The 12,680-nt window shown below is 44.3% G+C and carries 11 protein-coding genes; 1 reads left to right on the top strand and 10 read right to left on the bottom strand.

The genetic code is table 11. The annotated features are described in order from the left end of the window. Nucleotides 1-65: 65 nt before the first annotated feature. The 6 genes from AB4249_RS16265 to AB4249_RS16240 all read right to left on the bottom strand — a co-directional run bounded on the left by AB4249_RS16265 (nt 66) and on the right by AB4249_RS16240 (nt 5,667). On the bottom strand, nt 66-530 hold the full coding sequence (locus AB4249_RS16265; protein WP_372103948.1) for a TetR/AcrR family transcriptional regulator: 465 nt from the start codon (nt 528-530) through the stop codon (nt 66-68). Nucleotides 531-753: 223 nt separating this feature from the next. Continuing rightward, nucleotides 754-1,593 (bottom strand): energy-coupling factor transporter transmembrane protein EcfT, encoded by an 840-nt coding sequence (locus AB4249_RS16260; RefSeq protein ID WP_017064241.1) that lies wholly within the window; start codon nt 1,591-1,593, stop codon nt 754-756. Further along, the gene (locus AB4249_RS16255; RefSeq protein ID WP_372103945.1) at nt 1,590-3,284 is read right to left on the bottom strand and encodes an ABC transporter ATP-binding protein; all 1,695 of its coding nucleotides are present in this window, start codon (nt 3,282-3,284) and stop codon (nt 1,590-1,592) included. The genes AB4249_RS16260 and AB4249_RS16255 overlap by 4 nt, the downstream gene beginning before the upstream one ends. Nucleotides 3,285-3,290: 6 nt before the next feature. Then, nucleotides 3,291-3,839, bottom strand: a complete 549-nt coding sequence (locus AB4249_RS16250; RefSeq protein WP_372103942.1) for an ECF-type riboflavin transporter substrate-binding protein — start codon at nt 3,837-3,839, stop codon at nt 3,291-3,293. Between the two features lie 302 nt (nt 3,840-4,141). Further along, complete coding sequence (locus AB4249_RS16245) at nt 4,142-5,272, bottom strand: HlyD family secretion protein (RefSeq protein WP_017064244.1); 1,131 nt, start codon at nt 5,270-5,272, stop codon at nt 4,142-4,144. Next, complete coding sequence (locus AB4249_RS16240) at nt 5,272-5,667, bottom strand: DUF3302 domain-containing protein (RefSeq protein WP_372103939.1); 396 nt, start codon at nt 5,665-5,667, stop codon at nt 5,272-5,274. Before AB4249_RS16240 ends, AB4249_RS16245 begins: the two co-directional genes overlap by 1 nt. A gap of 250 nt (nt 5,668-5,917) precedes the next feature. On the opposite strand from AB4249_RS16240, the gene AB4249_RS16235 reads away from it, so the two are divergent. Then, on the top strand, nt 5,918-6,820 hold the full coding sequence (locus AB4249_RS16235) for a DMT family transporter (protein ID WP_372103936.1): 903 nt from the start codon (nt 5,918-5,920) through the stop codon (nt 6,818-6,820). Nucleotides 6,821-6,852: 32 nt separating this feature from the next. Here the strand turns inward: AB4249_RS16235 and AB4249_RS16230 are convergent, their stop codons facing one another. The 4 genes from AB4249_RS16230 to deoD all read right to left on the bottom strand — a co-directional run bounded on the left by AB4249_RS16230 (nt 6,853) and on the right by deoD (nt 12,351). Then, a complete protein-coding gene (locus AB4249_RS16230) occupies nt 6,853-8,433 on the bottom strand; it encodes a diguanylate cyclase domain-containing protein (RefSeq protein WP_372057814.1) in 1,581 nt (526 codons plus the stop codon). Beyond that, nucleotides 8,433-9,902, bottom strand: coding sequence for a hypothetical protein (locus AB4249_RS16225; RefSeq protein WP_136979020.1), 1,470 nt, complete (start codon nt 9,900-9,902; stop codon nt 8,433-8,435). Before AB4249_RS16225 ends, AB4249_RS16230 begins: the two co-directional genes overlap by 1 nt. A gap of 186 nt (nt 9,903-10,088) precedes the next feature. After that, complete coding sequence (locus tag AB4249_RS16220; RefSeq protein WP_017064249.1) at nt 10,089-11,558, bottom strand: lactate dehydrogenase; 1,470 nt, start codon at nt 11,556-11,558, stop codon at nt 10,089-10,091. A gap of 82 nt (nt 11,559-11,640) precedes the next feature. Then, a complete protein-coding gene (gene deoD, locus AB4249_RS16215; protein WP_017061880.1) occupies nt 11,641-12,351 on the bottom strand; it encodes a purine-nucleoside phosphorylase in 711 nt (236 codons plus the stop codon). Nucleotides 12,352-12,680: the final 329 nt, after the last annotated feature.

Raw genomic sequence — 12,680 nt, 5'->3', positions numbered from 1 at the left:
TTTCTGAAAGTCTAAAAAAGGGAACCCTAGGGTTCCCTTTTTCTATTTCAGTAAGCTGGTTAGCGTTACTTGAAGTTGGTGAGATAGAACATTGAGCGTCCGACTACCATTTCAAGGATTCGAACTGAGTTGTTGCCGAAACTGTCCAACATCTTTTCACGAAATTCGCCGTTCGAGCTGAGGTTAAATTGCTCAGGATTCTTGATTTGCGAAGCATGGAAAAACATCAATTTAATCACGTATCGAAACTGCTCATTATCTAGAGCGGCTTGCCAAGATTGGATAAAAAGCGCTTCCGATGAAAAGTCTAGACTGTCTATAACGATCGATAGCATGTGTTCGTGAAGTACTGAGCGAATAGCGCGGGTCGACGGATAATAGCCCTGAAGCGTCGTTAAACTAATGCCAATCTCTTGAGCAATCCTTGCATAAGTTAGTGCTTCATGTCCTTCAGCCAGAAAAAGGTTTAGTACGATTTCATCGTAGTGTTTTTGGTTTTCTAGTTTCTGTACTTGAGTAATTCGAGCCATTACAAATCTCTATTGAGTGTAACATTCTGTAAACGAGTATATTAAGAGCTTATGAATTAAATCTCAAACTCCAAGGGTAAATAACTGGTCAATTTATCGTTAAATATAGTCAGTATTGTGTCATTGGTTCAATTATCAATCAGATTTTGGCATAAACAAAAACACCGCCCTATTGAGCGGTGTGTTATTTAAAGTCTTTGTTTATCTATGCTAATTCAGATGACTAGAACGGATACCAAAATAACTGCGGCTCTAGAATGCGTTTCGCAATGGCTAACACCACGATAAAAGCGATGACACCTAAACAAACAAAGTCGATACGTTTCAAAGGTGCATAGCTATACCAAGTGCGAGCTTTGTGTCGGCCAAAACCTCGTAACGTCATTGCGTTAGAGATCTCGTCTGCTCGGTCCAAGCTAGAGAAAATGAGCGGGCCTAGAACCTTAGCCACATTTTTGATTCGAGTAATTAGAGGCGCTTTCTTTGAGAGCTCTACACCACGAGCCTGTTGAGCATGCATGATATTGATGAAGTCTTTCTTAACTTCTGGCAAGTAACGCAGTGTTAAGCTGACCGCATAGGCGATCTTGTAAGGAACACCGATACGGTTGAGGCTAGCTGCAAACTCAGTCGGATGCGTTGTGAAGACAAAAATCAACGCTATCGGGAACATGCTCATGTATTTGAGCGTCACAGTAACCAAGTAAAACAGAGTCTCTTGGCTCAACGAGTAGTTACCCGGCAATGTCAGCAATAAGGTTTTGCTGCCGATGAGCTCAGTACCTTGCTGTGGAGCCAGCAGATACATGAACAAAGCATTTAGGCTCAATACACTCGCCGTACCCAATAACAGAGGCTTATATACGCGTACAGGCACATTGGTCAGCTTTAGCAGGTATAAACCAGTCACAATAAGCAGTGCAATCAATCTTAGGTCGAACGTAGTTAAGACCACGGTTACCCAAGCTAAGAAGAGCGCAAATTTGGTGATGCCGTTAAGTGCATGAAGCGGTGATTTTGTATCAATGTAATTGATGCCGAATTTTACTTTTGATACGTTCATTGAGCGCTTCTCTCGTAGTCGATGAAGTACTGCATGAATGCGTTGGTGTCGTCGATTTTCATCATAGTCGCGAGTTCATAAATGCTGGTGGTACAAAGATTTGCGCGTTCTAACAGCGATGGCTGACTGAATACTTCCGTCATCGCGGCATTGGCAATCAGCTTGCTGTCAGCAATGACAATTGAGCGTGTGGTGTACTCTAGAACAAGGTGCATGTCGTGTGAAATGATCACGACGGTGATACCTAACTCGCGGTTAAGCTTTTGGATAAACGCCAGCATTGAGGTGTAGTTGCGGTAATCTTGACCCGCTGTTGGTTCATCCAAGATCAGAAGCTCTGGCTCCAATACTAAGATAGAAGCGATCGTTACGCGTTTTTTCTGACCGTAGCTTAGCGCTTCGATTGGCCAGTGGCGGAACTTGCTCAAGCCACACAGCTCAAGAACGTTTTCCACCTTCTCTTTGATTTCCTGCTCTGCAACCCCACGATTACGCAGACCGAATGCAACTTCATCAAAAATCATATGATGAGAGATCATATGATTTGGGTTCTGCATCACGACACCGACTTTCTGGCTTCTTTCAAAGATAGAAAGCTCAGATAGGTCTTCACCATTTAGATAGGAAGAGCCTGAATCGGCATCGATCACACCCATGATGAGTTTAGTGATGGTAGATTTGCCTGAACCGTTTTTGCCTAAGATTGAAACGAACTCACCCTTACCAATCTTAAAGCTGACATCTTCGAGAGCGTTCTTTTCACCATCGTAAGAGTAAGTCAGGCCGTGGACCTCAAGCAAAGGTTGGTACTGCTTCTCGGCAACTGGAGTCGGGCGCTCTGCAAACCAAGCCTGAACCGCAGGGCGGAATCTTTTGTAATCGAGAGCTTTGAGGTTTGATAGCTTATCTTCACTGGTCAAAGGTGCTTTCGCTGCCTTCAGAGCAGATAAATAAAGTGGTTCACGAATACCGTGTGTTTCAAGCAGTTCAGAAGCTAAGATTTCATCGGGTGTCATGTCAGCAACGATTTCACCGCGTTCCATTAAGATCACGCGGTCGATATCGCGATGTAGGACATCCTCGAGGCGGTGCTCGATAATCACGATGGTCTTGTTGGTTTCTTTATGCAGCTGGTCGATGATCTCAATCGTTGCCTTGCCGGTTCTAGGGTCAAGGCTTGCTAGAGGCTCATCAAACAGCAAGATATCAACGTCATCAACTAAGATGCCCGCTAACGATACTCGCTGTTTTTGACCACCAGAAAGGTCATGAGGTGAACGCTCAAGCATGTCCGCTAGGTCGACCATTTTTGCCGTCGACTTAACTAACGGGTACATGTCAATGTTCGACATCAACTGGTTTTCGAGTGCGAAAGCGATATCTTCACCGATACTCAAACCGACAAACTGGCTGTCAGTATCTTGTAATACGGTGCCGACTTGCTCGGTATAATCGTGCATCGAAAACTCAGAGATATTCTTGCCGTTTATCTCTAAAGAGCCTGTTACCTCACCTTTGATTGCATGAGGTATCAAACCATTGAGACACTGACCTAGGGTAGATTTACCACTACCACTTGGTCCAATAATGACGATTTTCTCTCCTTTCTCTATCCTTAGATTGATATTTTTTAGCGTCGGTTTATCCAGCGACTCATATCTAAAAGAGAAGTTCGAAAATGCTATAGTCATTATCGCTTATGCCTCAGTCAGGTTGCGGCTTTGTTTGTTGCGTTTAGCGACTGATTTTAGGATCAGGAAGCCCACAACAGCGATCAGAATGGTGTTACCCGCTGCGATGATAGACAGCTGAGTGAAGACTTTAGTAAACGGTTCTGCGTATAGGATGGTGTCGAGTAACGCAGAGCAGCCATAGCCTACAACGTTACCTGCAAGGGCCAGTATCACGAACAATACAAAATCTTTCATTGGCAGTTCACCTTGTTGAAGGCGGTTCTTAGTCATCATTGGGAATAAGCCGATAACCATGCCTACGATACCTGAGCCTAAAACCCAAGTTAACCACACGCCCCAGCCTGCGAATAGATCCGTAACCCAGTGACCGATAAAGCCAACTAAGAAGCCAACAATTGGGCCGAACAAAACAGAAAACAGTGCTAGAACTGCCATCGCTGGTTTCAATGTCGTGTTCGCAAACACTGGGACACCAAACATAGGTAAACCACCAATGCCGTACAGTGCCGCGCCAATGGCAATAACGACCACTGTTTTAGCTGAAAAGTTCATAGATAACCTCGAATACTGAAAGATAAAGCTTAATAAAGAACGAATATTCGCCATTATTAATATGCGTCTCAATGAGAACGTTTTTTGGGCAAATATAAAAAATAAGGCGCGCATTATACAGTAGAACCCTTCCATAAGGGAAGGTAAGTGTCTAGATGTCTAAAATTCCATCTGAACACCTAAATATCGTGTAAAAAGCGCAATTTTACGGTTAATCAAGCAACAAAAAAGCCAGAGCGGGTCTGGCTTTTTCATTCGTCTTAACAATGTGTTAAGCGGGTTCGTCACATATCTACGCCCGTTTAGTGGTCTAGGTATAGATAGTTTTGCCAACTCTTCATGCGAATAAGGACCTTACGCATGATAGACACGTGAGTGAAGCTGTCAGAATAAACGGCAACTTCAACCGCGGTACCCATAGGTAAATGGTAGTCAGACAGGTCATCAGTGATGCTCAATTTAACAAACACACGACCACTAGTACGCAACGCATCAGTACCTAGAAGCGCGCCTCTAGCTTGGAATTGGCTCTCACCAATAGCTGGAATCACTTCATCAATACGTCCTTTAAATATTTTTCCTGGCAATGCTCTAAACAGGAACTCAGCTTCGTAACCCGGTTGTAGGCGTTGTAAGGAGTTCTGTCTAAATGCAGCGGTATAGAACTGAGCTTCAGTGTGAACAAACGTCATCACGGGAGCTAAAGGAAGTGGTACTGCCATTACACCTGGGCGTAATGCTAGTTGCGTAACGTATCCGTCAGTGGGAGCTCGAACCACGGTTTGTTCTAAATCAAACTGAGCTTTACGTAATTCAGCTAATAAGCTTAAAACCGCTGTATTCTCGCCACCTATTTCAGAGTCCAAGGCGATCTTTGTTTGTTCTAGGTTTGCATCTGCAACTTTCACGGCCGCTTCCGATGCTTTGTAAGCTTGTCTGCGAGTATCCAATTGCTGCTCGGTAAAAGCGCCACTGTCGTAACCGCGCTTGTAACGAGAAAACTCACGTTGAGCTTTATCTCTTTCCGCGATGGCTTTGATTTTTGCAGCCTCTGCTTCAACCACTTCAGATTCCATTCCAAGCGCACCTTGGCTTGCTTCTTTTACCTTAGCTTCTAACCTTGCGACTTCAGCTTCGAATGGAACTGGGTCGATTTTGAAAAGAATATCCCCTTGCTTCAGTGGTTTGTTTGCTTCTACAGGCACTTCGATAACTTTACCCCTAACGCCTGAAACGACTGGCGTTGTTGAGTAAACTTGGTTACCGATTTGTGTAAATGGATGGTTGTAGTTCATTAGTAGAATTAGGGTACCTACTATGATCACACCTCCAAGTACGGCAGTAGGTACTGTCCATTTATTTAGCGGTATATTGAACACCTTGAAAATGGTGATACAAAGTGCCGCGTAGGTCATTATCAGCAGTAAATCCATTACTTAGCCTCCTGATCTTGAACGTTGTTGGTCTCTTTCTCTGAACTGTTTTGCCCAGCACCAGCTTGCTTGAGCTGTGCGATTTCTTCCTGAAGGGTACTCACTTGCTCGATGAGAATATCGACGCGATGATGAATATCGTGTTGTTCTTCTTCTAATTTAGCGAAGCCCCAACCACGATCTTTGCGCCATAATGTTGCCCAAATCCAAAGAAATGGCCAAATAGTATGTAAAGTGAATAGGCTAACCCAGCCTGAGACGTGAATAGCATCTTGATGAGGGTGATTGCGTTCTTTCGCAATTTCATAGGGAATATCGTGAATAACGATGATGCCGTAAAAGATTACTAATGCTACGAAAATAAGTAAGCCGAGCGCAAAGTAGTCTAAAAACATAACAGATCCTTGTAATGTTAGATATTAGTTATAAATATACTACGCTATCATCCAAGTAATTGTTATAAAAATGATTTACCGAGTTAAAAATAATGTGTTGTCGCTTCTAATGCGAATAAAAGCATTGATGAATCTTATAAAATTTCATCGCGTTTGAAGAGGCTATTTCGGCTTTCTGGTTGGTATTTCAGCTGAAATGATGACAGCTACGATTCTAAATGACGTGCATAACCACAAGGGATAAATACGGATGTATATAGGTGAATTGGCGGCCATTGGCGCTGCAATTGTGTGGGCATGTGCGACATGGATCTATGGGCAATTTGGACATCGCTTCTCTGCGATGCAATTGAACATTGTTAAGGGTGTAGTAGCCTCTGGCATGATGCTGTTGGTCATGCCGTTAATACCGATGCCTGAATTTGAATTGAGTACCAACCATTTTCTGATATTGGCAATTTCAGGTGTGATTGGTATTGCGATTGGAGACAGCGCCTATTTTGCGGCGTTGAAAAGAATCGGTGCCAATAAGACGCTGTTACTGGAATCTTTAGCACCACCTCTTTCTGGTGTGCTGGCACTCATGTTCCTTGGCGCTGTATTGACAGTACAAAGTTGGCTCGGTGTCGTGATTACAACACTAGCGGTGACCTTCGTTGTCTTCCAGCCATCAAAATCGGCGAGCGGTGAATCGAATGATAAAGCGCAGTGGGGTGGCATTGGTTATGGGCTTGTGGCGAGTGTTTGTCAGGCATCCGGTGTGGTGATTTCTCATTACGCGTTAGTGGCGGGTGATATCCCACCATTATTAGGTGCACTGATTCGCCTGACGATTGGCGTGTTTGCTGTGATGCTGATTATCCCTTTTGTTGAAAAGAAGCCGTATTCATCGATAAAAAGAGACCTATGGGAAATGACTAGGTTCGATAAACTGTGGTTATTAGGGGCAATCTTTGTCGGAACGTTTCTCGCTTTATGGCTTCAACAAGTGGCGTTGAAGAATGCTAACCCTGCGATTGCACAAACGTTGATAGCGACCAGCCCGGTCTTTATTTTGGTGATTTATGCGCTGAAAGGGGAGAAGGTGTCAAAGCAAAGTATCATAGGCACACTTGCCGCCCTTGCTGGTATTTCTCTGTTCTTTTATCAATAAGCAGTTGGCCTAAGCTACAGAGCTATATGCCACTACTCTGTACACACTTGATTACGGCCGTTGGCTTTAGCTCGGTATAGCGCTTTATCCGCACGGTAGAAGGTGCGTTGAGTATTCTCTCCGTCACGATGCAAAGTGATACCAATACTCACGGTCAAACCGCGCTCCCCAAGTATCTCATGCCAACCGAATTGGAAAATGCGCTCTCGATAATTTTCAGAGTGCGTTTCTGCCTTCGGAAGATCAGTGTTCTCTAGAATGACGAGGAACTCTTCTCCGCCAAACCTGACACACGATGCGCCTCTAAACTTAAAGTATGAACGCAGCTCTTGAGACACGCTAACAATCGCTTTATCACCCACTAAGTGACTCAGTTCATCATTGATAGACTTGAAGTGGTCAATATCAATAACCATCAGCGCGAAAGAGGTATCGTGCAGCAGCATGTCTTTCAGTTTCACATCTAACCAGCGGCGGTTGTGCAACCCTGTTAATGGATCTGTGAATACGTCTTGTTGAAGCTGAGCCACCGCATTCTTGTGTTGTTCGGTTGTCTCTTTGAGCTCTTTGTTCTCTTGTTCAGAGAGAATGAGTTTGAGTTGTAACTCAAAACGAGACAGTCGGCGTAGCTGGCTTGCACCGAGTTCACTGATCGGGATCTGCTTCATCAGATCGGTTTCAATTCGGTAGCCTTTTTTCTCATAGCTTAGCGCTTCTTGAAAACGCCCTTGATTCATACACACATCACTCAGCGAATCGTAGAATCGTTTTGCAAGTACTGGCGACGAGTAGGCTTTCACGCGTTTGTCTGTGCTCGACAAAATCATGCTCGCGTAGTCTTGCTTGCCGGTTGCACTTAGGCAATGTGAGAGCTCTAGACGAGTCATGGTTGCAAGCCAGCTTGCTTGAGTGCTGTTGGCTGGGTATTGAACCTTAGACAGACAGCGTAGCGCTTCATGGTGTTTTTTCTTAGCGCGCAGCACCTTTGCTTGGTAAAGCAGTATTTGAGCTGTGAGCAACTTGTCACTGACCAAAATACTCAGTTCTTCGCACTCATTCAGTAAATCGCTGGCTGCTGTAATGCGATTGAGTAGAAGTAGGCTTGCTACCATATGCAGCTTGAATTTGAGGCGAAGTGAGCGACTGCTTATCGCATGGTCTATGCTGCTGATTTTTTGGTAGTAACGAAGTGCTCTGTTGTGATCGCCATAGGAATCACACAGGTTGCCCATGCCTAAAATAGCTAATACATACTCATCGATATGACCGTGTTCAACCGCGATAGTCGATGAACTGACGAATTCATTGAGTGCTGAGGTGTAATCACCAGTTTCAACTAAGCGGTCACTTAAACTGGTTTTGACTGTCAGAATATCTTCGATATCGGCAGGAAGGTGGAGCAGATCGAGTGCTCGTCTCAACTCTTCGATACTGGTTTGATTTTGTTGTAACTCGGCACGGTATTCAGAGCTAATGATATAGCAGTGCGCTTGCTCTGTTTGCGTTGTCGAAACGTGCTGACGAATGTGGTTCCAGAAGATGATCGCTTCTTCACCTGATACTGATGAAGGGTCTAAACCGGCGTCTGTGATCTTGCTTAATAGAGTTTCCATTATTCTATTACCTCAGCATCGTCTTCTTCGAGTTGTTCAAGCGTGAACGGGAACGTCAAAATATCATTGAGGCTGACGCTTGGTTTCGAACCTTTTAATCCTTTTCTATGCCATGGATAGATATCGAGCATGGTGCTGAGAGTTTGGAAGGTTTTCTCTGCGGCTTCGCCTTTTTCGGAAAGCATAAGGGCCACACGTTCAGAACTTAGCCTTGCGATGAAGTCATTCTGGTTACATAAAGCATGAGCAATCTCGGTACAGACATCTAAGTAATCAGTATCGACATGATGGAACATAATGATGCTGTGGTTTGAACGTTTAAGCTCTGTCTTGAACAGCACCAACTTTTCCCACCAAAAGGTTTCAGAGACAACGTAAGAGAGGTGCTTTTCAGGATCGTACTCGTGCTGACCGCGAATACGATTAATCAGTTTTCGTGCTCTCTGTTCAAGTTGGCGTTTTGAACTGCGTGCTTTGTCCAAACCGACACGTGTCGTTTGCTCTTTGAGCATGCCGATAGAATATTGACGGTACTTTTTAAAGGCGACGAGCGCGGCTTGGAAGTCTTGGTTTTCTTCCGCCACCAAGGATTGTTGGTAACAGATTTGGCTCAGCAACTCGCCATTATCGAACTCGTTTGCGGATTGTTCTGCGAGCCTCAGTAATTCCGCCGCTTGTTCTGGTCTTTTTCTCAGGAGCTCCAATCTAGCTCGGCTGATGTATGAGTGCGCCTTCATCCAAACTAGGTTGTGTTCAACTGCCAGATTGTGCGCTTTGGCCGTGGCGCGCTCCGCGTCATCTAAGCGTTCAAGACCAAGTAGGGCAAGGCCTCGAAAGTCCCATACCTCTGCATGCCAAGTGTTATCTTTATGGTCTTTTAATGCTTCTTCTGCACCGTCCAATACCGACAGCATTTCAACATAGTTGTTGAGCAGGTAGTAATCCCACGCAAGCAGTATTCTGGCTTTACCCTCTAACCAACCAATACGGCTGTTGTTAGCCACTTTCACGGCAAGTTGGTGGGTTGAACGTGCAAGTTTATATTCGTGGGTCATCCGCCATATATTACCAAGGCCAATGAGGCATTCAATTTGAATTTCGACTTCATCAACCAATGCGGACTGCTCTAAGGCATTGATCCAAAACTGTTGGGCGGAGTAATACTTGGCTTGTCCCCAGAACTGGAGCGCGTGTAAATGGAGGATTTCGGGCAGAAAAAGATCGGTATCTAATCGGCTTTGGCGCTTGTAGGCTTCCTTGATGTATTTTAAACCTTTTTGGTAATCCATCAGGTTCCAGCTACATCTTGCCATTAACATTAATGACTGGATGGCACCCTCTTCAAACAGAACTTGCTCTGATCGGACTAGGCACTGCTGGGCAACCTCTAGGATCACCGATGGCTCAGAGTCGACACGAGTTTTAAGTTTTTCTAATTCTGTTTCAAGAAGGTACTGATTTTTGTCCAAGACTTACATCCATGATTATCGAACATATTGATAACACAATCATTATAAGAGTGTGATTTGAGATAAGCACCAATTATCTTTCCTAGAGCGTCAAAGGAACATCGATCTTTTCTAATTATGGGTGTTACCTCATGTTGTTGCTTTAAAATCAATGAGTTCCCGAATAATTATCTAAAGGCTTTGTTGCTATGAAAGTAGTTGCTTTAGAGTTAATGGCAGCTCTGCTACGCCTAAGCGCTGTGCTGCCGTGAGCCCTTGCTTATCTTGGTAGCACAGATTGTGCCAAGCTCTAAATATGTCGAGCAATGGAAGAATGCCCCCAGGACGAAGCTTACGTCTGGGCTCATTAATAAAGCTATCAAATAACAGCTGAAAGCGTTGTTGATAGAACTTAGTTTGTTGAATTGAGGCCGTGTTAAACCACTGTTTTGGTTCTGGATTGTTACCGGTTAGGTAGCAGATACCTTTCTGGTTATCACCTTGATTCGCAATAGCCCAGCGATCGCGCCACCAACTCATGTGAACGATGTCGATCTTTTCAAAACTTTGATCGTCTTGCCAGCCTGAATCTTCCTCGACGTACATAAGGTCAATATTTTGACTCTGAATACGCGGCAAACATACGCTTAAAGCGGCAGATCTTAGTAATGGATCTTGTGGCATATAGATGGCGACATGCTTGTCTTCGTTACACATATCCAACACATGTAAGAAGTGAGCATAAGAGGTATAAGGCGGTCGAATGAGAGCGCCTTTTGAAGGGTAACTAAATGTGGTGAGGTTACCCATAGGGTCCTCAACGTTACCTCTCGCAAGAATCACTTGGTACTGCTGTTCAATGCGCTCTTTTAGTTTGTCAGAGGGCTGAGGCAGTTCGAGATTTGCTTCTGAAGAGTGCTCTTTGGATACAAATCGTGCCACATCATCATAAGGGTTATGGTCGACGTTTCCTGATGGTTCTTCATTTTGAGAGTAGTTAACGTGTTGGCAAAGTATATAGCCAGAATGCGCCTCGCCCGTCGCTATCCACACCACACCGTTGTTACTTTGTGGTTGCAGACGCTGGTAGTGAGATGCGAACTCGTAATCTTTCGCATGGTTAACCCATCGTGCATCGATCATCGCTAATTTACGACGACAACGGCTCGCGATATGGTCAACATGATCATAGAAAGTCTTTGGGTTGATCTCTAATTTTCGGCAGATTTCACGTACGGAATAGCCCATGAACAGTAAGCCCATGAGGTTCTCTTGAAATTGGAGTTTTTTATTGGATCCAGACCATTTATCAACGAAGGTTGTTTGGCAGTCTTTGCATCGATAACGCTGCCTGTCGCCACTGTAGCCGAAGGCATGATAAAGATGTTTATGGGTATGAACCGATAAGCCGAAGTTATCGCAATCATCATTACGACAAGCAGGGAGCCCGTCGCTGTGAAGTTGTCTTAAGCGATGAAGTTCGCTTAACACTTCACGATTGTTAAGTAAGGGGGGGAAAGCTCCACATTCACGACAAACCATCGCTGGACGCTTAGGGTTCGCGTGTTGCAAAACATACCGTTTTGCATCGCTCAAGCCAAAGTTGTCACACGCCAATGTTTTACAAAAGTTGAGTTGCAAACCATCCGCATCTTTTGGCAGCTTGTCGTTAGACACGATCTCCCCCTCGGGATTATTTGAGCAGCCAAGCGAGCCTGGCTGCGGGGTAACGCTTTTCAATGTATCTTTTATCAAATCGTTAGATGTTGATTGCTGTCTCTAGAGCAACTTTCATCATGTCGTTGAAAGACTTTTGACGCTCTTCAGAACTTAGTTTTTCACCACGGATGATGTGGTCAGATACTGTTAGGATAGTTAGTGCTTTAGCACCAAGGTCTGCAGCAACGCCGTAGATACCAGCCGCTTCCATATCAACACCTAGGATGCCTAGCTTTTCCATTTTTTCGAAAAGGTCAGCTTCTGGAGTGTAGAAAAGGTCTGCAGAGAATACGTTACCAACTTTAACTGGAACTTCTTGTGCACGAGCTTGGTTTACTGCTTCTTCTAGAAGGCCGAAATCAGCGATAGCAGCGAAGTCGTGGTTGTTGAAACGAATGCGGTTTACTTTTGAGTCAGTAGATGCACCCATGCCGATAACAACGTCCATTAGTTTAACGTCGTCACGTACTGCGCCACAGCTACCAACGCGAATTACGTTTTTCACGCCGAACTCAGCGATTAGCTCATGTACGTAGATGCAGCATGATGGGATACCCATACCGTGGCCCATTACAGAAACTTTCTTACCCTTGTAAGTGCCTGTGTAGCCAAACATGTTGCGAACGTCACAAACTTGCTTCACGTCATCAAGGAATGTTTCTGCAATGTATTTTGCGCGAAGCGGGTCGCCCGGCATAAGTACTGTTTCTGCGAAATCACCAGCTTGAGCATTAATATGAGGTGTAGCCATGGTCGTTCTCCAAAGTTTAAACGGTAATTATAGGAACAGGATTTAATCAATTACCGATTCTGTTGAATTGAATTCGTTTTGTTGAGGCAATATTAGCGAGTTAGAACGTGGCTCCATGAGACTTTAGTCACAAAACAGGTCTGCCATTATAGTTTTATTAATATTGATAACTAAATCTGTTGAAAGCGTAAAGGCAATCGATTTTGTATGGGTTAATTGCAAGCGAATGAGAGGAAAAGGCCCACACATAAACTTGTTGTCTATCAGTTTCGAGACAACAATACGTTGTAGAGACGTTTGATCAGAGATAATCTAAACTTTGATAAAAG

Source organism: Vibrio sp. 10N.261.55.F4 (genome assembly GCF_041470465.1).
Taxonomy (GTDB): domain Bacteria; phylum Pseudomonadota; class Gammaproteobacteria; order Enterobacterales; family Vibrionaceae; genus Vibrio; species Vibrio crassostreae_C.
The sequence above is the reverse complement of the archived record's forward strand: the minus strand, read 5'-3'. Positions and strand labels throughout refer to the sequence as shown.

What these genes read in the sequence shown, in the direction of transcription:
- AB4249_RS16255 (WP_372103945.1), bottom strand. Translation starts at nt 3,284, where the DNA reads ATGACTATAGCATTTTCGAACTTCTCTTTTAGATATGAGTCGCTGGAT.
- AB4249_RS16240 (WP_372103939.1), bottom strand. Translation starts at nt 5,667, where the DNA reads ATGTTTTTAGACTACTTTGCGCTCGGCTTACTTATTTTCGTAGCATTA.
- AB4249_RS16250 (WP_372103942.1), bottom strand. Translation starts at nt 3,839, where the DNA reads ATGAACTTTTCAGCTAAAACAGTGGTCGTTATTGCCATTGGCGCGGCA.
- AB4249_RS16265 (WP_372103948.1), bottom strand. Translation starts at nt 530, where the DNA reads ATGGCTCGAATTACTCAAGTACAGAAACTAGAAAACCAAAAACACTAC.
- deoD (WP_017061880.1), bottom strand. Translation starts at nt 12,351, where the DNA reads ATGGCTACACCTCATATTAATGCTCAAGCTGGTGATTTCGCAGAAACA.
- AB4249_RS16260 (WP_017064241.1), bottom strand. Translation starts at nt 1,593, where the DNA reads ATGAACGTATCAAAAGTAAAATTCGGCATCAATTACATTGATACAAAA.
- AB4249_RS16235 (WP_372103936.1), top strand. Translation starts at nt 5,918, where the DNA reads ATGTATATAGGTGAATTGGCGGCCATTGGCGCTGCAATTGTGTGGGCA.
- AB4249_RS16230 (WP_372057814.1), bottom strand. Translation starts at nt 8,433, where the DNA reads ATGGAAACTCTATTAAGCAAGATCACAGACGCCGGTTTAGACCCTTCA.
- AB4249_RS16245 (WP_017064244.1), bottom strand. Translation starts at nt 5,272, where the DNA reads ATGGATTTACTGCTGATAATGACCTACGCGGCACTTTGTATCACCATT.